This window comes from Eggerthella hominis (genome assembly GCF_014287365.1).
Lineage (GTDB): Bacteria > Actinomycetota > Coriobacteriia > Coriobacteriales > Eggerthellaceae > Eggerthella > Eggerthella guodeyinii.
Genome location: NZ_JACOOA010000008.1, coordinates 99,324 through 118,462, shown reverse-complemented (window position 1 = coordinate 118,462; position 19,139 = coordinate 99,324). Strand labels below are relative to the sequence as shown.

The 19,139-nt window shown below is 67.8% G+C and carries 15 protein-coding genes; 12 read left to right on the top strand and 3 right to left on the bottom strand.

Translation table 11 applies throughout. The annotated features are described in order from the left end of the window. Nucleotides 1-104: 104 nt before the first annotated feature. On the top strand, nt 105-725 hold the full coding sequence (locus H8S61_RS15270) for a cytochrome c3 family protein (RefSeq protein ID WP_186939583.1): 621 nt from the start codon (nt 105-107) through the stop codon (nt 723-725). A 96-nt stretch (nt 726-821) separates the two neighbouring features. Then, the gene (locus H8S61_RS15265) at nt 822-2,468 is read left to right on the top strand and encodes an FAD-dependent oxidoreductase (protein ID WP_186939582.1); all 1,647 of its coding nucleotides are present in this window, start codon (nt 822-824) and stop codon (nt 2,466-2,468) included. 102 nt (nt 2,469-2,570) lie between these two features. Here the strand turns inward: H8S61_RS15265 and H8S61_RS15260 are convergent, their stop codons facing one another. Beyond that, nucleotides 2,571-4,001 carry a helix-turn-helix transcriptional regulator gene (locus tag H8S61_RS15260; protein WP_186939581.1) on the bottom strand — a complete coding sequence of 477 codons (1,431 nt, stop codon included), beginning with the start codon at nt 3,999-4,001 and terminating at the stop codon, nt 2,571-2,573. A gap of 325 nt (nt 4,002-4,326) precedes the next feature. Between H8S61_RS15260 and H8S61_RS15255 the strand changes: the two genes are divergently transcribed. From H8S61_RS15255 to H8S61_RS15220, 8 genes are all read left to right on the top strand, one after another. After that, a complete protein-coding gene (locus H8S61_RS15255; protein WP_186939580.1) occupies nt 4,327-5,130 on the top strand; it encodes a hypothetical protein in 804 nt (267 codons plus the stop codon). A 258-nt stretch (nt 5,131-5,388) separates the two neighbouring features. After that, complete coding sequence (locus tag H8S61_RS15250; protein WP_186939579.1) at nt 5,389-6,210, top strand: J domain-containing protein; 822 nt, start codon at nt 5,389-5,391, stop codon at nt 6,208-6,210. Between the two features lie 163 nt (nt 6,211-6,373). Next, entirely contained in the window at nt 6,374-8,095 is a 1,722-nt protein-coding gene (locus H8S61_RS15245) for a lysylphosphatidylglycerol synthase transmembrane domain-containing protein (protein WP_186939578.1), read from the top strand. Next, the gene (locus H8S61_RS15240; RefSeq protein WP_160942958.1) at nt 8,079-9,227 is read left to right on the top strand and encodes an ATP-grasp domain-containing protein; all 1,149 of its coding nucleotides are present in this window, start codon (nt 8,079-8,081) and stop codon (nt 9,225-9,227) included. The genes H8S61_RS15245 and H8S61_RS15240 overlap by 17 nt, the downstream gene beginning before the upstream one ends. Nucleotides 9,228-9,258: 31 nt before the next feature. Further along, nucleotides 9,259-10,518: a flippase-like domain-containing protein gene (locus H8S61_RS15235; protein WP_366458567.1), complete on the top strand. Its 1,260-nt coding sequence runs from the start codon at nt 9,259-9,261 to the stop codon at nt 10,516-10,518. Nucleotides 10,519-10,659: 141 nt separating this feature from the next. Next, nucleotides 10,660-12,135 carry an extracellular solute-binding protein gene (locus H8S61_RS15230; RefSeq protein WP_160942957.1) on the top strand — a complete coding sequence of 492 codons (1,476 nt, stop codon included), beginning with the start codon at nt 10,660-10,662 and terminating at the stop codon, nt 12,133-12,135. Nucleotides 12,136-12,182: 47 nt separating this feature from the next. After that, the gene (locus H8S61_RS15225) at nt 12,183-15,197 is read left to right on the top strand and encodes a bifunctional diguanylate cyclase/phosphodiesterase (protein WP_366458565.1); all 3,015 of its coding nucleotides are present in this window, start codon (nt 12,183-12,185) and stop codon (nt 15,195-15,197) included. Nucleotides 15,198-15,311: 114 nt separating this feature from the next. Continuing rightward, entirely contained in the window at nt 15,312-15,737 is a 426-nt protein-coding gene (locus H8S61_RS15220) for a PaaI family thioesterase (protein ID WP_160942956.1), read from the top strand. Here H8S61_RS15220 and H8S61_RS15215 read toward each other — a convergent pair. Together H8S61_RS15215 and H8S61_RS15210 are read right to left on the bottom strand one after the other, a co-directional pair. Further along, nucleotides 15,734-17,125, bottom strand: coding sequence for a sensor histidine kinase (locus tag H8S61_RS15215; RefSeq protein ID WP_186939577.1), 1,392 nt, complete (start codon nt 17,123-17,125; stop codon nt 15,734-15,736). The two genes, H8S61_RS15220 and H8S61_RS15215, sit on opposite strands and share 4 nt — an antisense overlap. Further along, nucleotides 17,118-17,798, bottom strand: a complete 681-nt coding sequence (locus H8S61_RS15210) for a response regulator transcription factor (protein ID WP_186939576.1) — start codon at nt 17,796-17,798, stop codon at nt 17,118-17,120. The genes H8S61_RS15215 and H8S61_RS15210 overlap by 8 nt, the downstream gene beginning before the upstream one ends. Before the next feature lie 190 nt (nt 17,799-17,988). Between H8S61_RS15210 and H8S61_RS15205 the strand changes: the two genes are divergently transcribed. Further along, complete coding sequence (locus tag H8S61_RS15205) at nt 17,989-18,189, top strand: hypothetical protein (RefSeq protein WP_186939611.1); 201 nt, start codon at nt 17,989-17,991, stop codon at nt 18,187-18,189. A 30-nt stretch (nt 18,190-18,219) separates the two neighbouring features. Then, a complete protein-coding gene (locus H8S61_RS15200) occupies nt 18,220-19,137 on the top strand; it encodes an efflux RND transporter periplasmic adaptor subunit (protein ID WP_186939575.1) in 918 nt (305 codons plus the stop codon). Nucleotides 19,138-19,139: the final 2 nt, after the last annotated feature.

Here is a 19,139-nt window from a genome sequence, read left to right as displayed (position 1 = left end):
GGGGACAGGATTCCCCTGCTCCACCTCCTTGGCGGGACAGCTTTTCCCCGTGACGCGCCGTATGCTGCCCTCATCTGCTGACCAGGGGATTCAAGGAGGGGACTATGAAGCAATCGCAAAGAACGCGCGCACGGCGGGCCGCGTGCGCAACCGTTGCGGCGTTGGCGACGGCGGCGCTCTGCTGCCTGGGCGCGTGCGCGCCTCAGCAAACGTCGGATGGGGGTGCGCGCGACGACGCGAAGAGCAACGCGCCGGCCGTCGACGCGGCGTGGTCGATGGGTGGGGACTGCGGCACGTGCCATGCCACGGAGCGGGGCAGTTACGACAGCTCCGCCTGCGAGGCGTCGCAGCACAAGGACGTCGCCTGCGCGCAGTGCCACGGCGACGAAGCGACGCTCGCTGCCGTGCACGAAGGCAAAACCGCTTCGGACAAGATGCCCACGCGCCTCAAGAAGACGAGCGTGGAAGACGCCACGTGCTTCAGCTGCCATTACGGCGACCGCGCGGGGCTCGTCGCCGCCACCGACGGCTCGGTGGTCCTGACCGACTCCGAGGGCACCGAGCGCAACCCGCACGATCCCGAAGGCGTGGCCGAGCACGAAGCCATCGCCTGCGGCGATTGCCACAACATGCACAGCGACGAAGACATCCAAGAGCGCGCCATGAACGAATGCCTGAGCTGCCATCACGAGGGCGTCTTCGCCTGCTACACCTGTCACGACTGACCGTGCGCGCATCGGAGGAAGGAGGAGCCGCGCGCACGAAGGTTCGCACGTCAAACAAGGAGCATCAGGGAATCAGCACGAAAGGGGATACACATCATGGGAGCAACCGAAAACCTGTCGCGTCGTCATTTCATCCAAGGTCTGGGACTCGTCTCCGCGGGAGCGGTGGCGACGGGGCTCATGGGCTGCTCGAGCGGCGCGCCGGCGGGCGACAAAGCGGCGGCAAGCGACGCGGCCTGGGACAAGGAAACCGACATCCTCGTGGTGGGCAGCGGGTACGCCGGGCTGTGCGCCGCCATCGAGGCCGCGCAGGCGGGCGCGGAGGTGGTACTGCTGGAGAAGAACACCGTGTACGGCGGCAACTCCATCCTGTGCGCGGGCAACGCCCAGTTCGGCGGCGGCAACGTCGTGCAGAAGGCGGCGGGCATCGAGGACACGCCGCAGCGCTTCTACGACGACATCTTCGCCTACGGCAAGCATCGCGCCGTGCCCGAGCTGCTGCAGACGTTCATCGACCATGCGAACGAATGCGTCGACTGGCTGCAGGACGACCTGGGCGTCGTGTTCAAGGAGAAGGTGACGCAGAACGAGGGGCATGACGTTCCGTGCTCGCTCACGCCCGACAAGAGCGACGCGTACCCCGGCAGCGGCGGCATCTCGTACTGGTACGTCATGTACGAGCGCGCCAGCGACCTGGGCGTCGAGATGCTGCTCGAGCATCAGGCCACGAGCTTCATCCAGCAGGAAGACGGCACGGTCATCGGCCTCGAGGTCGAGGCCGAGGGCGCCACGAAGCGCTTCAAGGCGCGCCAGGCCGTCATCATGGGCAGCGGCGGTTGGAAGTCGAACGAGGCCATGCGCCTGAACTACGACCCGCGCCTCGATGCCGACCTGTCCGCCGGCGGCCTGCCCTACGTGCAGACGACGGGCGAGCTGACGAACGCCGCCGTCAACATCGGCGCGGGCACGCGCGACATGTCGTACGTGTGCGAGTTCCGCTTCAAGTGGGGCACCCGCTTCTACCAGGTGTGGGACCCGGTGGATATCGAGAACCCGCCCTCGACGGGCGTCGGCATGAGCATCAACGACTTCTCCAACGTGATGCTGGTGAAGGCCGACGGTACGCGCTTCGTGGACGAGAACGCCGCGCTCGTGTACCCGCAGGAGCCGTTCTACGAGTCGTACCTGAACCAGGCCGCGCCGCGCGCGGTGTGGGCGCTCGTGGACGCCGCCGGCGCCGAGGCGCTCAAGTGGGATGTCGAGAAGCTCAAGTCTCCCGCGGAGGACAAGGCCCCCTACCTCAACCCCGACTACGTGGCCGTCGCCGACGACCTCGACGCGCTGGCGAAGCAGATCGGCGTGCCGGCCGACGCGCTCAAGGCGCAGGTGGAGCGGTACAACGGCTTCGCGAGCGCCGGAACGGACGACGAATTCGGCAAGGAGGGCATGACGGCGCCGCTCGCCACGGCCCCGTTCTGCGCGGTGAAGATGCAGTTCTTCGCGCACGACCAGATGGGCGGTCTCGTGGCCAACACGAAGGCGCAGGTGTGCAAGCGTTCCGAGCATGCGGGCCCCGACCCCGTCAAGCTCGACGATCAGGAGATCATCCCGCATCTGTACGCGGCCGGCGAATGCGTGGGCGGCTACGTGGGATGCGATCGCGGCCACGGCAAGATCAGCATGTACATGGTGTACGGCCGCATCGCCGGTCAGAACGCCGCCGCCGAGACGCCGGTCGCCTAACCCGGCCGAGCGTTTCGCGAGCGAACTCCCTCCCTTCTTGGAGCCCGGTCGACGCGTCCGCGCCGGCCGGGCTTCGCGCGCCGGCCGGCCGGGTTCCGTCCGTTACCCGGCCGCCTTCTCGCCTGCGATGGCGTCGATCCGGTCGATGAGGTCCTGGCGGCTATGGCAGCCCGTCTTCGCATAAGCGCGCTTGAGGTGCGTCTTCACGGTCTCCTGCGACACCACCAGCTCGTCGGCGATGTGCGCCACCGTGCGCCCGCGCGCGAACTCCCGGGTTACGAGGCGCTCGCGCTCGGACAGCCCCTGCTCGTCGGCGAACCGCGCGAAAGCCGCATCGAAGCTGGTCGCGGGCGTAGGCGCGGCGCTCGGCTCCCTGCGGCGCCGATGGGCGAACAGCATGACGAGCGCCGCCATGGACAGCAGCCAGATGGCGAACAGCGCCGCAACGGCGATGGTCTGGTCCGACAGCACGGTATAGGCGTTCAGCGCATAGGCGAAGAAACGCCCGGCCATGAGCGCCAGATGGTACAGCCCCAGCGCGATGCCGAAAAAGAAGAAGCACTTGTCGGGCGCCTTGCTGGTCAGCCGTTGCAGGTGAATCCACATGAGCGAGGTGTAGACGAGGAACCCGCACTTCATGATGAATCCCGACACGAACACCTCGCGATCCCAGAACAGCGGGAAGAACAGCAACGCCGTGGCGAACACGGGCAGGACGATCACGAAGATGCCTTCGGCGTCGAGCCCGCTCTTCTGCAACGGCGCGCTCATCGCCAGCAGCACGAGGATCACGATGCCCACGATCTCGGTCGATACGTCGAATAACCCCGAGCTGATGTTCGCGTCGGCGCATATCTGGGCCATGAGCCCGTAGAAGAACGGGAACACGAGCATGCCGAAGTACAGCGAGAAGTACCGGTTCGACTTGAGCAGCGGCACCATGGCGAGCGTTTCCCTGCGCGGCGCCACGATCCCCTCGAAGGCGGCGTCGGGGATGAGGTGCCCGAGGGCGAAGCGAAGCCCTGCGCCCGATGCCAGCAGCAAGAGCGTTTCGACGGCGTGGACGTGCGCCGGGGGAAGGAGGTAGCTGCCCAGGAAGACGAGATGCGAGCACGCCCAGGACAGCGGGATGAGCACGAGGGCGTGGCGCGCCGGAAGCGAGCAGAACGCGCGGGCGAACAGCAGCACCATGCAGGCGATGAGGATGCCGTTGAAGAAGCCCGAGCACGCATCGAGCAGCACGGCTTGGCCGTTGAAGAGGCCGGGAGGCAGCAGAACCTTGCAACCCTCGAACGCGAGGTACGCCGCGAACGCGCCCGCGCCCGCCTGGTACAGGCGAAACGGGTTGATGCGGGAGCCGCGCGCGACGAAGGCGATCAGGAAGCACGCCGCGATCTCGACGATGCGGCTCGTGTAGTGCGCGAGCACGAGGCCGCTCGCCCCGTCTTGCCGCACGAACAGGCTTGTGGACAGGAAGCAGGCGAACAGCATGGCGACGAGCGCTTCCATGGCGAAACGTTTCGGACTATTCATTGTTTTCCCCTCAATTCCCCGGTCGTATTGTGTAACAATTCCGCGCGATATACAAGCAGGGCGCGTTTCCAACGCGGATTCGGTGCGGATCTTTCGCGGTTCCAACGCGGATCTAGCGCGGGCGGTCTTCTCGTCCCACCAGCGCAAACGGCGTGCTATGCTCCGGTGCATGACCCTGTGCCTGTGCAACATATCGACGGTTGAGTACCTGCGTTCCGCGCGTGTCCTCCCGCGCGCGGTCATGCGATCCCTCTCCGCGGAGCGCTTCGCCCCGCGCGCGTCCGACGTCGAGCTGCTCGCACGCGGGGGATTCGCATGCCTTTCGATGCCGGTGCACCTTCTCGTCCCGCGCGCGTCCGACCGCCGTCGCCTCAAGCGCGCGACGTGCCATGCCTGCTCGGAGGCGTTGGTTCCGGGCTCGATCCTGCGCATCGCCCGCGACGTGTGCTCGGCCTCGCCGGAGCTGTGCTTTCTGCACCTGGCGAGCAGCCTGACGTTGCCGCGGCTCGTGCGGCTGGGGTTCGAGCTGTGCGGCTCGTATCGCCTGTCGGCTTCGAACCCTGCCGGCTTCGTCAAGGGCGACCCTCTCACGAGCGTTGCGGAGCTGGGGCGGTTTCTGGAGGCGGCGGGCAGCGCTCGGGGCGCGGTCCTCGCGAAGCGCGCGCTCGGCTACGTGCTGGACGGCTCGGCCTCGCCGATGGAGACGATCCTCGTCATGCTTCTGTGCCTGCCGCCCCGCTGGGGAGGATACGGGCTGCCCGCTCCTCGGATGAACGCCCGCGTGGACGTGACGAAGCGCGCGCGGATGGCGTCGGCGAAGGGCTATTACGTATGCGACCTGCTCTGGCCCGCGCAGAACGTGGCCGTGGAGTACGACAGCGACGCCTACCATACCGGAGCCGAGCGCATCGCCAGCGACGCGAGCCGGCGCAACGCCCTGTCGTACCTGGGCATCGCGGTGGTCACGGTGACGCGCGCCCAGGTGCTCGACTGCGGCGGCATGGACAAGACGGCGCGGGCGATCGCGAAGCTGCTCGGCAAGCGGCTCCGCTTCGACGATCGCACGTGGAAACCCGCCCGCCTCGCCCTGAGGCGCGAGCTTCTGAGCTTCTCGCACGAGGTCGTCTGAGGCGCGGCTGCGGCAAAGTGGCAGAGATCGCGCCAAATGTATGGATTTCAGCTGCGCAAAAACGCTTGCCGCAGCAAAACACCAGGTCGCGAAAAACCCGTCGCGCAGCCGCGCCCGAAAATCTGCACATTTGGCGCGATCTCTGCCACTTTGCCGGCGCTGCGGCCCATCGGGAGCCCTTTCCGGGTCGGCTTGCGCGTTTGTGGATGTTCTCTGACGGCGTGATGGCGGGGAAAGGGCGGCGCGTATAGTGGGGGCATGAAAAAATCCGAAGCGCTCGACATCCTGGGGCTATCCGACGGCGCGACCGACGACGCGGTCAAACAGGCCCACCGCAAGCTGGTGATCGCGCATCATCCCGACAAGTTCCCGCTGGGGTCGAAGGAGCGCGAAGACGCCGAGGAGTTCACGAAGCGCATCAACGAGGCGCGCGACGTGCTGCTCAACCGCTCGTGGACGCCCGAGTTCGACCCGCGCCGCGACCCGCGGCCCTACGCGAACCCTTACGCCCACCCCTCCGGCACCCCGAACCCCGGCGCGGGCGACCCCTTCGCCGGCTGGCCCTTCGGCCAAGCGCCCGGCCAGGGGCAGGGCCAAACCACCTACGTGTGGACGTCGTGGGACGAGCCGCGCTCCGGCGCCGCCGGCGCGGGCGGCGGCCAGCCGTTCGACCCCTTCGACCCCTTCGCGCCCTTTCGCGCGTCGGCCGAGCCGCGCAAGACCCCGCAGGAAGCCCTCGACGAAGTGAAGCGAGAGCTCGGCCGCGAGAGCCTCGTCGTGGCCGGCAAGGTGGCGCTTTTGGCGGTGTCGGCGCTGGTGGGAACCGTGGCCACTGGGCTGTTCCTGTACGTGATGATCTCCATCGTCTACGGGCTGTGGAAGCGGTTCGGCTCCTGCCTCATCGGTCTCATCGTCCCGCTCGTGCTGTTCGGCGCGCCGCTCGTGTTCATCATCGCGCCTCGGCAAGGGGCCGTCACCGCGGGGTTGGCCGTGGCGTTTCTGTTCGCCGTGCTGTTCGACGTGGTGAACGTCCGCAACCTCGTGCGCACGCTGCGCGTCGCGCGCCGCGTCGCGTCCTAGGACGCGCCCCGCCCTCCCGCGACGCGCCGCACGCTGGTCGCCGCACGCAACGCGTTTCGCCTGGATGGCAAGCGCGTGGTGTCGTCCGCGCGTCCCGCTTGCAGCTCGCCGCCTCATGCTATACTGAATCATTCCGTCATGGTTCGTCGAAGGGGGTCGCTGGTTGAAGAAAGCGCTGCTGCTTGTTATCGGCATCGTCGCAGTGTGCTTTCTCATCGCGAACGCCGATTACCTGGCGAGTTTCCTCGCGACGCTCAAAACCGGCGCGCTCGTGCCGCTGATCGCGGCCTGCGTGCTCATGCTGGCGCGCCACCTCGTGCAGGCGGCGTCCTACGATGCGGCGTTCGAGGCCGTCGGCCACAAAACCGGCTTCTGGCACAACGTCGTGCTCATCTTCTCGCTCGTGTTCATCAACACGTTCTGCCTGTTCTCGGGCGCCACGGGCGTGGCGTTCATCATCGACGACGCGCACCGCACGGGCGCGGACGCGGGCACGTCCACGAGCGGCGCCATCCTCTCGCAGATCGGCTACTTCGCCGCCATCCTCGTGATCTCGGTCATCGGCTTCCTCACCATGCTGCTGTCCGGCTCCATGAACACGCTGTTCCTCGTCGGCGGCCTCGCGCTGGCGGCGGTGCTGGCGGCGCTGTCCAGCATGTTCGTGGTGGGCTACCGCAAGCCGCGCATCCTGTTCCGCCTGTTCCTCGGCATCGAGTCGCTGATCAACAAGGCGCTCGGCCTGCTGAAGAAGCATCTCAAGCCGGCGTGGGGGCGCAAGATGGCCAGCTCGTTCATCTCGTCGGCCGGCATCCTGGCGAAGAACCCGCAGGGCACCCTGGTCACCGTGGCGTACGCGTCGTTCTCGGCCATCCTCAACATGGCGTGCCTCGTGGCCATCGGCTACGCGTTCGGCTTCGAGAACGTGGCCGCGCTCGTGGCGGCGTTCGCGGTGGCGGCCATCTCGGTCATCCTGAGCCCCACGCCGCAGGGCGTGGGCGTGGTGGAGGCGGCCATCGCCGCCATCCTCACGGCGCACGGATGCTCGCTGGCCACGGCCACGGCCATCGCGCTCGTGTACCGCGGCATCATGTTCTGGATTCCCTTCTGCATCGGCGCGCTGCTGCTGGGCCAGTCGGGGTTCTTCGCCGACAAGAAAAGCCCCACCGAGGAGCAGCGCGCGAAGGACACGGCCTGGCTGTCGGGCACCGTCGTGCTCGTCGTGGGCCTCGTGAACCTGGGGCTGGCGCTCATCCCGCAGACGTTCGAGCCGTTCACCACGCTCACGGACTGGATCAACATCGGCGGCCTGCTCATCGGCCCGGTCCTCATCGGGGGCAGCATCGTGCTCGTCGTGTTGGCCGTGGGCCTCATCCTGCGCTTCCGCACGGCGTGGGCGCTCACGCTGGGCGTGCTCGTGCTGGTGGCGGGCGCGGAGTTTTTGTACGTGAACACCGTGCAGGTGGCCGTGGCCGCCCTCGTGCTGGTAGTGTGGCTGTTCTGGAAGCGCGACGCATTCGACCGGCCCATCGTGCCGCACGACGACGCCCCGCGCCTCGTGCGCGAGTTTCGTGAGAACCTCGAACGGTTCCGCGCATGGCGCGCCGGCCGCGCGCAGGCCCGCGCGGCGGGGGAGTCCCCGCGCGCCGGGATCGGCAGCGCCATCGCCTCGCGTCGCGAGGAGGGCGCCGCGCAGCCGCGCGTGAAGAGGAAAACGGGTTGGGAACGGCGTGCTGAAAAAGGCGCGGAGATCAGCCGCGAGGCGGGCCATGAGGGTATACTGCCTTTTGGCGACGATGCCGAGCCGGTTCCCGCGGGTGCCGCCGCGGCATGGGACGCCGATGCTGCACCGACGAAGGAGGAGTCACACCATGATCGTGCTCGATGAGCCCTATGTGTCCGAACCGCTGATCGCCTGGCTCGAGGAGTCGCAGCACCCCGTGCTGGACAACGGCTTCGCGCACGCCGCAGGCGCCGGTCGCGCGCTGAACCTCGTGACGCCCGAAGAGGCCGTGTCCCGCATCGATGCGGGCGAGCGCGTGTACACGAACTCCGAGAACGCCCTGGCCTGGATCGTCGAGAACGCGCACAACGACAGCCTGTCGCGGGCCATCGGCCTGTTCAAGGACAAAGCCGCCATGCGCGCCGCGCTGGCCGGCCTCGATCCCGACCTGTTCTTCAAAACCTGCTCGGTGGACGAGCTGTTCAAGCTCGACTTCGCGCAGCTGCCGGTACCGTTCGTGCTGAAGCCCTCGGTGGGCTTCTGCAGCATGGGCGTCTACGCCATCCAGACCCGCGAGGACTGGGAGCGCGCCCTGGCCGACATCCAGAAGAACGCCTCGTCGTGGCACGAGATGTACCCCGAGAGCGTCATCGGCGCCGGGTCGTTCATCCTCGAGGGCTACCTCGAGGGCACCGAGTACGCGCTCGACGCGTACTTCGACGAGACGGGCCGCGCGCACATCCTCAACGTGCTGCGCCACGACTTCACCTCGCCCGAGGACACGTCCGATCGCATGTACGTGACGAGCGCCGCCATCGTGCGCGACACGTCCACGATGTTCACCTCCTGGCTCGACCGCGTGAACGCGCTCATCGGCGCGCGGAACTTCCCCGTGCACGTGGAGGTGCGCGTGTCGGACGGGCACGTGAGCCCCATCGAGTTCAACCCGCTGCGCTTCGCGGGCCTCGGCGGCACCGACGTCAGCTGGTACGGCTACGGCTACCGCACCTACCAGGCGTTCCTCGAGGACGACGAACCCGACTTCGACGCCGTCTTCGCCGACAAGGCCGACAAAGTGTACTCCATGTCGCTGCTGAACGCGCCGGCCGACGCCTCGGGCGACGAGGGCTTCGACTACGACGCGTTCCTCAGCCGCTTCTCGCACGTGCTGGAGATGCGCCCCTTCGACGTGAAGCGCGTGGGCAACTACGGCTTCCTGTTCCTGGAGACGGACGCGTCCACCACCGGCGAGCTGGACTTCCTCATGCGCTCGGACCTCAAGGAGTTCCTCCGCTAAGGCGGGGGAACGGGCGCGCGCGGGCATCGCGGTGAAGTTCAACATCCGAAACCTGCTCATCGGGCTGGTCATCGTCATCGTGCTGGCCGTGGTGCTGCTGCGCGGCGACCAGCTGGTCGAGCTCGTCGAGACCATCAAGCAGGGGGCCGTCATCCCGCTCATCGCGGCGGTGTGCACCCAGCTGGGCAAGTACTTCGCGCAGAGCTTCTCCTACTCGTACGCCTTCGAGGCCGTCGACGAGCACATGAACCCGCGCGAGACGCTGCCGCTCGTGTTCGGCACGTTCTTCGTGAACACCATCGCGCCGTCGCTCAACCTGGCCGGCACCACGCTCGTGGTGGACGACGCGCGCCGCCGCGGCATCGCGCCAGGCAAGGCCACGAGCGCGGCGCTGCTCATGCAGATCACCGTCGATTCGGGCTTCGCCACCATCATGCTCATCGGCTTCGCCATCCTCGCGGCCACGGTGGGGCTGTCGCCGCTGTGGTTCCTGCTGGGGCTGCTGGTCATCGCGTTGGTCAGCGCCATGGTGCTCGTCCTCGTGCTGGGCCGCAAGCGCCCGGCGCTCGTGCTGAAGGCGCTGCGCCCCATCGAGCGGCTCGTGAACCGCGTGCTCGTGCGGTTCAAGAAGAAGCCCATCGACCCGTGGGTCGAGCGCATCGTGGGGTCGTTCTCAGACGCCGCCGGGCTCATCGCGCACAACCCCAAGACCACGGCGAAGGCGTTCGGCTGCTCCATCGCGGCCAGCGCCTGCGAGCTGGCTTGCTTCAGCCTGGTGGGCGTCGCGTTCGGCGTGCACCAGCCCGAGCCGCTCATCTGCGGTTACGTGGTGGCCACGCTGTTCGCCATGATCTCTATCACGCCGCAGGGCGTGGGCGTGGTGGAAGCGGCCGTCGTGGTGGCGTTCACGTCGTTCGGCACGTCGGGCGCGGCGGGGCTGTCCATCGCGCTCGTGTACCGCGGCATCGTGTTCTGGATGCCGTTCCTCATCGGCGCCATCCTCATCCAAACCACCAAGACGTTCAAGCACGACGCGAAGCGGGCCGTGCGCGACCAGAAGGGGAAGGGCTCGTTGCAGGGTGCCACGGTCATGGCCCAGCGCCTCGACGACGAGACGGTTCCCGCGCAGGGTGCCGCCCCCGCGCAGCCGGAAATCCCCACGCAGCCGGAAATCCCTGATCAATCCCCTGAACCGCAAGGATCCTCCGACCCTTCCGCGGCCGCGCAGCCCGTCGATCCCGACCCTGCGCCCCGCGATCCGGAGCCTGTCGAGCCACCCCGCGCCCGCTGATCCGCCGCCCCGTTCGACGCGCACGCGCACCCCTTGGTGCTTCAATGTTAAATTGACACGGTCGCCGTGTTCTCCATGTTCTAGAATGGCATGATGCATTGAGGGCGGCGGTGTGCCGCCATTCAGGACGATGAGGGGATTATGAAAAAGAACATCATGCGCCGCGCGGGTGCGACGATCGCGCTCGCGGGGGCTTTGGCGCTGGCCGGCTGCGCGGGTGCGCCGACGTCTTCGGAGGAGCCGGCCGCGTCCGTGCTCGACCCGTCCGACCCGGTGCAGATCGAGCTGTGGACGTACTACAACGGCACGCAGCAGCAGGCGTTCGAGGACCTCGTGAAGGACTTCAACGCCACGCAGGGCAAGGACCTCGGCATCGTGGTGACGAGCTCCAGCCAGGGCGGCGTGAACGACCTCGCCTCCGCGGTCACCGATTCGGCGCAGGGGCTCGTGGGCTCCGCGTCGATGCCCGACGCGTTCCTGTCGTATTCCGACACGGCTTCGGTCATCGACGGATTCGGCATGGTGGCCGACCTGTCGGGCTACCTCACCGACGAGGAGAAGGCCGGCTTCGTGGAGGGCTTCCTGGAGGAAGGCGACCTCAACGGCAACGGCGGCCTCAAGGTGTTCCCGGTGGGCAAGTCCACCGAGACGCTGCAGATCAACATGACCGATTTCGAGACGTTCGCCGACGCCACGGGCACCTCGCTCGACGAGCTGGGCACCATCGAGGGCATCACGAAGGTGGCGCAGCGCTACTACGAGTGGACCGACGCGCAAACGCCGGACGTCGCGGGCGACGGCCGTCCGTTCTTCGGTCGCGATGCGATGGCGAACTACCTGATCACAGGCTCGAAGCAGCTCGGCCATGAAATCCTCGACATCGAGGGCGGCACGTGCACGCTGAGCTTCGACCGCGCCACGATGAAAACGCTGTGGGACAACTACTACGTGCCCATGGTGCAGGGCTGGTTCTCGGCCGAGGGCAAGTTCCGCTCGGACGCGGTGAAGACGGGCGACCTCGTATGCTACGTGGGCTCGTCGTCCTCGGTGGTGTACTTCCCGCAGACCGTCACGGTGGACGACGCCACGAGCTACCCCATCGAGCTGGGCGCGCTGCCGAACCCGTCGTTCGAGAACGGCCAGCCGTGCTCGCCGCAGCAGGGCGCCGGCTTCGTGGTGACGAAGTCCGACGAGAAGAAGGAAACCGCGTGCGCCGAGTTCCTCAAGTGGTTCACCGCCAAAGAGCAGAACACCGATTTCTCGGTGAGCGCCGGCTACGTGCCGGTCACCAAGGACGCGCTGACGCTTGAGAACCTCGAGGCTGCGGCCGGGTCCATCGAGGGCGCGTCGGACAATTACCTCGTGAACCTGCCGGCCACGCTGGAGACCATCGAGGCGGGCGTGTACGCGAACCCGCCCTTCAAGGGCGGCGTGGAAGCGCGCGCCATCCTGGAGCGCACGCTGTCGGACAAGGCCGTGGCCGATCGTGCCGCGGTGGTCGAGGCCGTCGCGGCGGGCGCGTCGACCGAGGAGGCGCTGGCCCCCTATCTGGACGACGCCGTGTTCGACGCATGGCTGGCCGACCTGGAGACGCAGCTCAAGGGAGCGATCGCGTAATATTGAGCATGCGCTCCGGACAGAAACGGAAAGGCAAGCGGCGAGGGGTGACGTTCCGCGCCCTCGTCGCCTTGCCGTTTTGCGTCGCGCTGGCCATCCAGGGCGTCGTGTGCTCGGCGGTGCTCGCCCGCAGCGAGATGCTCGGGCAGATGGAGACCGACGCGTACGACCTGTTCTCGGAGCGCGTGTCGAGCCGCGCGAGCTATCTCGAGAACGACATGATCTTCCGCTGGTCGGACTTCGACCCCCTCGTGGACAGCGTGACCGCCGACATCGACGAGACGCTCGCGGCCTACGGCGCCACGTCGGCCGATATCGAAACCGGGTCCGACTTGGCGCTTTCCCTCATCGAGTCCACGTCCGACGACCTGCTGTCGTTCTCGCACCGCGCCGAGGTGGACGGCGTGTACCTCGTGCTGACGAACAGCTCGGAGGGGGAGGCCGACAACCGGTCCGCGCTGTACATCCGCGACTCGAACCCCAAGGTCGACGTCGACAACGGCTCCGACCTCATGCTGGCCGCCTGCCCCATCAGCGTCGGGCGCCAGCTGGGCATCACGCTGGACAGCATGTGGTCGGCCACGTTCCCGCTGGCGGCCGAAGGCGACGCCCAGAGCGCGTTCTACTACGAGCCGCTGCGCGCGGCCGAGCAGTACCCCGATGCGAACGCCGGCGACCTGGGGTATTGGGGCCGTCCGGTGGATCTCGGCTGGGCCGGCACCTCGTCCATCACCTACAGCAAGCCCGTCCGCGACTCCCAGGGCGGCATCGTGGGCGTCATCGGCGTGGAGGTGCGCGTCGACCGCATCGCCTCGTTCTTCCCGTACCGCGACCTCAACGAAAGCGGCAACGGCTCGTACGTGCTCGCCATCACGGGCGAGGACGGCGGCTTCTCCCGCGACGGCGGCGTCGCGCCGCTGTCCGGCGCGGACCGCACCTACGAGGCGCTGGCCACCACGGGCGGCTCGCAGAGCCTCTACCTGGAGGATTCGTCGTTCACCGCCTCGATCGGCGAGGGCGGCCGCATGGTGGTGGATCCCACCGATCCCTCGTCCGACGCGCGCGCCATCGCGGGCGCGTCGGAGATCCAGCTGTACGACAGCACGTCGCCGTTCGCCGACGACCACTGGGCGCTCGTGGGCCTCGAGCGCGAGGACGAGCTGTTCTCCGCATCGAAGTCGTTGGCCGGCAACCTCGCCACCGTGTTCGTCATCTCGCTCGTGGTGGGCCTCGTGATCGCGGTCATCACCGCCTGGGTGTCGTCTTCGCGCCTGCGCCATCTCATGTCCGAGGTGCGCGCGGCCCAGCCCGAGCAGCCCATCGCGTTCACGCCGACGGGCATCGTGGAGGTTGACGAGTTGTCCGAGGCCATCGAGTCGATGGGCACCGAGGTGGCCCTGACCGCGTCGCGCCTGTCGCGCATCCTGCGCCTGTCCGACCGCGGCATCGGCGCCTTCGAGTACAGCCACGAGACCGGCGTCATCACCTACACCGACGGGTTCTTCGCCACGCTCGCCGTGCTCGAGCCGCCCGATCCGTCGTACTTCGACCCGCACCGCATCGCGTCGGGAACGCTGAACGCGGAGGAGTTCCAGCGCTTCATGAAGTGGTACTCCCCCTACGTCGAGGTGGAGGACGAGGGCCGCTACCTCATCTCGGGCCCGCACCGCACGTCGTGGGTGCGGATCGTCGTGGTCGAGAGCCGCGAGCACAGCCGCGTGCTGGGCCTTGTGGAGGACGTGACGCACGAGATCGAGACGCGCCGCCGCATCGAGCACGAGCGCGACCACGACATCCTCACGGGGCTGTTCAACCGCCGTGCGTTCGAGCAGGAGGTGACCGACCTGCTGGCGGAGCGCCCGCCCGCGTTCGGCGCCATGCTGATGCTCGACCTCGACAACCTCAAGTTCATCAACGACATCTACGGGCACGACTGGGGCGACCTCTACATCAAGGCGGCCGGTCGCGTGGTGGACGACGCGTTCCGGGACAAGGGGTTCTACTCGCGCATCTCCGGCGACGAGTTCCTCGTGTTCGTGGACGTGTGTCCCGACCGCGCGGCGGCGGAGGCGCTGTTCGACACGTTTCGGACCCTGCTCGACGCCAGCTCCATCGTAGCGCCCGACGGCAAGGTGCTCAAGGTGCGCGCGTCCATGGGCGCGGCGTTCTATCCCGATGACGCGGTCGATTACGCGCACTTGCGCGAGTACGCCGACTTCGCCATGTACCTGGCGAAGAGCAGCCGCAAGGGCGACCTGTTCTCGTTCGACCGGCAGAGCTACGAGGAGAAGTCGTTCATCGTGAACAACAAGGAGGACCTCAACCGCCTGCTGGAGGAGAACCTCGTCGAGTACCACTTCCAGCCCATCGTGGACCTGCGCGAAGGGGAGGTCATGGCCTACGAGGCGCTCATGCGCTCGAAGCTGGATACCATCCCCACGCCCGACCAGGTGCTGGCCCTCGCGCGCTCGCAGTCGAAGCTCTACCGCGTGGAGCACCTCACGTTCTTCGGCGCGCTCGAGGCGTTCTCGCGCTATCCCGAAGCGCACGGGGCGACCCTGTTCGTGAACAGCATCGCCACGCAGCGCCTGTCGGCCGACGACGAGCTCGTGCTGAGCGAGCGGTATCCCAGCCTGCTCAAGCACCTCGTCATCGAGATCACCGAGAGCGACTACAGCCGCGAGATGGCCCTGTACAAAGAGGCGCTCGCGCGACGCTTCGGCGGGCGCCTGGCCATCGACGACTTCGGCAGCGGCTACAACGGCGAGACGTCGCTGCTCGACTACCACGTGGACTTCGTGAAGATCGACATGGAGATCGTGCGCGACATCGACGTGGCGAAGGACCACCAGGACATCGCCCGCAACCTGATCGGGTACGCGCACGACCGCGGCATCCAGGTGATAGCGGAGGGCGTGGAAACCGAGGCCGAGCTGCGCGCGCTGCGCGTCCTGGGCGCCGACTACGTGCAGGGCTACCTGGCCGGCAGGCCCGCCCCCGAGCCGCGCGACATCCCCGACGAGATCAAGCGCCTCATCCGCGGCCTGGACGACGAAGCTTAAGCCGGGACGGGCGCGCCGGTCTGTCCGGTGCCGCGGCGCGACGGGGCGGGTATACTTGACGAAAAACCAGCAGTCCGGCCGCCGCCTCGCGGCGGCTTCGCGAAGGAGGCTTCCATGGCGTTGACCGATACGCTGCACATCGAGACCGTTTCCGCCGACAAGCGCCACGTCGAGGCGGTCATGCCCATCACGCCCGAGGTGTTCCAGCCGCACGGCTACCTGCACGGCGGCGCGACCATCGCGCTGCTGGAAACGGTGGCCAGCATCGGCACCGAGCAGAACACCGACTTCGACAAGGAGCGCCCATTCGGCATCGACGTGCAGGTGCGCCACCGCAAGAGCGGCAAGGGGGGCACGCTGCGCGGCGTGGCCGACCTCGACCGCGAGGAGGTTTCGGAGCGTACGGGGGCCGTCAAGCAGTACTGGAACGTGACGGCCTACGACGACGCGGGCGACGTGGTGTCCGACGGCGTCATCATGACGAAGATCGTGTCGCTCGACCGTCTCGCCCAGAAGGAGCGCGAGCGCGCGACGAGCTAAGCGGCCGTCCGCGGCAGCGCGATGACGACGACGGTGCCGCGCGGGTCGTTGGCGGCGAGCGCGATGGTGCCGCCGTGCGCCTCGACGATGGACCGCGCGAGCGACAGCCCCAGGCCGTGGCCGCCCGTCTCGCGCGAGCGGGCCTTGTCGGCGCGGTAGAACCGCTCGAAGACGCGCTCGCGGTCGGCGGGGTCGATGCCGCAGCCCGTGTCGGCCACCTCGATGACGCACTTCGCCCCCGACGCGCGCGTGCGCACGGCGATCTCGTCGCCGGGCGCGGTGTACTTCAACGCGTTGTCCAGCACGATTCCCAGCAGCTGCCGCAGCTTGTCGGCATCGGCTTCGACGGCCTGGCCGACCGCCGTTTCCACGGCGAGCCGCTTGCCCTGCACCGAGGCGAAATCGTCGTAGGCGGCGGCCACGTCGCGCACGAGCGCGTCGACGTCCACCGTGCTCGCGTCGAGCGTCGCGCGCCCGGCGTCGTCGAGCGACAGCGCCATGAGGTCGTCCACGAGCCGCGCGAGCCGCTTCGTCTCCGACGTGATGGCGCTCACGTCCTCGAACCGGTCGACGATGCGGCTGTCGGGATGGTCGAGCAGCAGCTCGCCCGTGGTCTGTATCACGGCGAGCGGCGTGCGCAGCTCGTGCGAGGCGTTCTGCACGAATTCCGTCTGCGCGCGCCAGTTCTCCACGATGGGCTTGAGCGTGCGCCGCGACAGCAGGTAGCTGGCCGCGGCCGACACGACCACCGCGGCGGCGAGGTAGAGGACGAGCGTGCGCGTGAAGCCGTCGAGGATGGCCAGCTCGGAGTCCACGTTGACGAGCACCTGCAGGTAGGTGGGCGCATCGTCGCCCACCAGGTCGTACGTGATGCCGCGGTACACGTGCCCGCCCGCCGACACCTGGTAGATGCGGTCGAGGTCGCCCGCATCGAAGGGGACGTCGTTCAGGTAGGCGGGGTAGGTGGCGTAGAGGCCCACCGTGTCGAGCAGGGCTCCCTGCGCGTCGCGCACGAGCGTGATGAACTGCGGGTCGGCATCGACGATGCCCCGCTGGATGGAGTAGGAGAGCTCGGCGGCCACGTCGTCAGGCGCGGTGGCGTCCGCATCGTCGGCGTCGTTCGCATCGTCCGCATCGTCCGCATCGGCGTCGTCGACGGTGTTCGCGCGCGGGGTTGCGGCCTCGGTTCCGGTCGTCGTCCGGTCGAACGTGATGAGGTCCGCGTCCGTGCCGATGGATTCCAGGTTCTCGTCGGCCGAGCGGAAGATGTTCGCGCTCACCATGGAGTAGATGCCGACGCCCAGCAGGGCGAACAGCAGCGCGAACACGAAGAACAGCAGCGCCGTCTGCTTGGCCAGCTCGCGGCGGATCAGCGTGCGCTCAGACATGGTCCTCCTCGGCGAACAGGTAGCCGGCTCCGCGGATGGTCTTGATGTAGCGGTCGTACCCCGAGGGGGCCAGCGCCTTGCGCAGCGCGCTCACGTACACCTCAACCACGTTCGACGACGTGTCGGACAGAAACCCCCAGATCTTGTCGAACAGGCGGTCCTTCGAGATGAGGCTGCCTTCATGGCTGACGAGGTACTCCAAGACGTCGTACTGCTTGCCCTTGAGCGCCAGCGGCTGCCCGTCGATGGCGGCCCGCTTCGTCTGCGTGTGCAGCACGAGGCCCTTGAACGCGATGGTGGTCACGTCGGCGCGCCCCGTCGCGCGCCGCAGGATGGCCTCGATGCGCGCGAGCAGCTCGTCGCGGTCGAAGGGCTTCGTGAGGTAGTCGTCGGCGCCCGAGCGCAGGCCGCGCAGCTTGTCGGCCGTCGTGCCCTTCGCCGTCAGCATGAGCACGGGCGTGCGCACCCCGCGCGCCCGCAGCGCCTCGAGCACCGAGAAGCCGTCGCGCCCGGGCAGCATCACGTCGAGCACGACGAGGTCGTACACGTCCTGCGCGGCGTAGAACAGGCCTTCCTCGCCGTCGAATGCCTGATCGACGGCGTAGGCGTCCCGCAAGCTGCGGGCTATGGCGTTTGAGAGGAGACGATCGTCCTCCACGATCAGCAGTTTCATGCCGCCATTCTAGCACGAGCAACCTTAACGGAGCCTGAAACGAGGGCGCCTCGCCGCCCCTTCCGTTCCCGCTCTTCCCGAACTCGCATCTCGTCCTTCCCGCTTCAGGAAGTTTTAAGGCGCCTTTCGCTAGACTGGCCGCCGTCAGGCAAGCGAAGCGATGCGCGAAGCGCGCAGTGAGGAGCAGACTATGAAGTCGAAGGGATTCAAGATCATCGTGGGCGTGCTGGTTGCCGTGATCGTGGTGTTGGGAGGGCTGCTGGCGGTCAAGACCTTCGCCCCGGCCGAGATGGGGCAACCCGCCACGTCGTCCGGCGAGCCCATTCCGGATGGCGCCGTGGAAGACATCACCTTCTCGGAAGCGCCCTCGGCCTCGGCCGACGAGGCGTAGCCGTCCCGCGAGCGAAAGAGAGCGTTCATCATGAAGAGCATCGTAGGAAAATCCCTCGTCGTCGTGCTGCTGCTCGCCTTGGCGGGCGGCCTGGCCGTCTGGCTCGCGTACGGCGACGAGATCAAGGGCGCCGTTGCGGGGGAGCCGCAGGAAGCGCCGCCGCTCACCGCGCCCGTGACGCGCGGGTCGGTGCAGCAGGCCGTCACCGGCGTGGGCGAGGTGAAGCCGCTGGCAACCGAGAAGCTGAAGTCGGCCGACAGCTGGCATTGGCTCGAGTCGTTCGACGCGCCGCTCAACAAGCGCATCGCGGCCGGCGAGAAGCTCGTGACGTTCGCGAACGGCGAGACGTGGGTCGCCCCGTACGACCTCGTGGTCACCGACTACACGCTGCCCGAGAAGAACAAGGGCGCCGTGACGAAGGACGATCACTTCATCGAGGTGCAGCGCATCGACAAGGTGAACATCGTGCTGCCGGTGTCCGAGACCGACCTGGCGGCGCTCGCCGAAGGGCAGGGGGTGAGGGTGAGGCTCGGCGCCGACGAGGCGCGCGCGTACGACGGCGTCATCTCGAACATCAACGAGGTGGGCACGTACGGGGCGACCGGCTCCAAGTTCGCCATCACGGTGGAGGTGCCCAACGACGGCAGCATCAAGCTGGGCATGTCCGCCAACCTGTCCATCACCGTCGACGAGGCGACCGACGTGCTGACGGTGCCGGTGAGCGCCGTGAACGGTGCCGGCGAGAACAAGCACGTCGAGGTGTACGACGCCGAAACCGGCGAGCGGCGCATGGTGCCCGTCACGGCCGGCATCACCGACGGCACCGTCGTCGAGGTGTCGGGCGAAGACCTGCACGAGGGCGACGACGTGATGCTCGACGAAGCGGGCTCTCTCGGCGGCGCTGACGTGGGCGACGTGGCCATCGTGTCCACGGCTCCTTCGGCCTAGGC

What these genes read in the sequence shown, in the direction of transcription:
- H8S61_RS15270 (WP_186939583.1), top strand. Translation starts at nt 105, where the DNA reads ATGAAGCAATCGCAAAGAACGCGCGCACGGCGGGCCGCGTGCGCAACC.
- H8S61_RS15265 (WP_186939582.1), top strand. Translation starts at nt 822, where the DNA reads ATGGGAGCAACCGAAAACCTGTCGCGTCGTCATTTCATCCAAGGTCTG.
- H8S61_RS15260 (WP_186939581.1), bottom strand. Translation starts at nt 4,001, where the DNA reads ATGAATAGTCCGAAACGTTTCGCCATGGAAGCGCTCGTCGCCATGCTG.
- H8S61_RS15255 (WP_186939580.1), top strand. Translation starts at nt 4,327, where the DNA reads ATGCCGGTGCACCTTCTCGTCCCGCGCGCGTCCGACCGCCGTCGCCTC.
- H8S61_RS15250 (WP_186939579.1), top strand. Translation starts at nt 5,389, where the DNA reads ATGAAAAAATCCGAAGCGCTCGACATCCTGGGGCTATCCGACGGCGCG.
- H8S61_RS15240 (WP_160942958.1), top strand. Translation starts at nt 8,079, where the DNA reads ATGATCGTGCTCGATGAGCCCTATGTGTCCGAACCGCTGATCGCCTGG.
- H8S61_RS15230 (WP_160942957.1), top strand. Translation starts at nt 10,660, where the DNA reads ATGAAAAAGAACATCATGCGCCGCGCGGGTGCGACGATCGCGCTCGCG.
- H8S61_RS15220 (WP_160942956.1), top strand. Translation starts at nt 15,312, where the DNA reads ATGGCGTTGACCGATACGCTGCACATCGAGACCGTTTCCGCCGACAAG.
- H8S61_RS15215 (WP_186939577.1), bottom strand. Translation starts at nt 17,125, where the DNA reads ATGTCTGAGCGCACGCTGATCCGCCGCGAGCTGGCCAAGCAGACGGCG.
- H8S61_RS15210 (WP_186939576.1), bottom strand. Translation starts at nt 17,798, where the DNA reads ATGAAACTGCTGATCGTGGAGGACGATCGTCTCCTCTCAAACGCCATA.
- H8S61_RS15205 (WP_186939611.1), top strand. Translation starts at nt 17,989, where the DNA reads ATGAAGTCGAAGGGATTCAAGATCATCGTGGGCGTGCTGGTTGCCGTG.
- H8S61_RS15200 (WP_186939575.1), top strand. Translation starts at nt 18,220, where the DNA reads ATGAAGAGCATCGTAGGAAAATCCCTCGTCGTCGTGCTGCTGCTCGCC.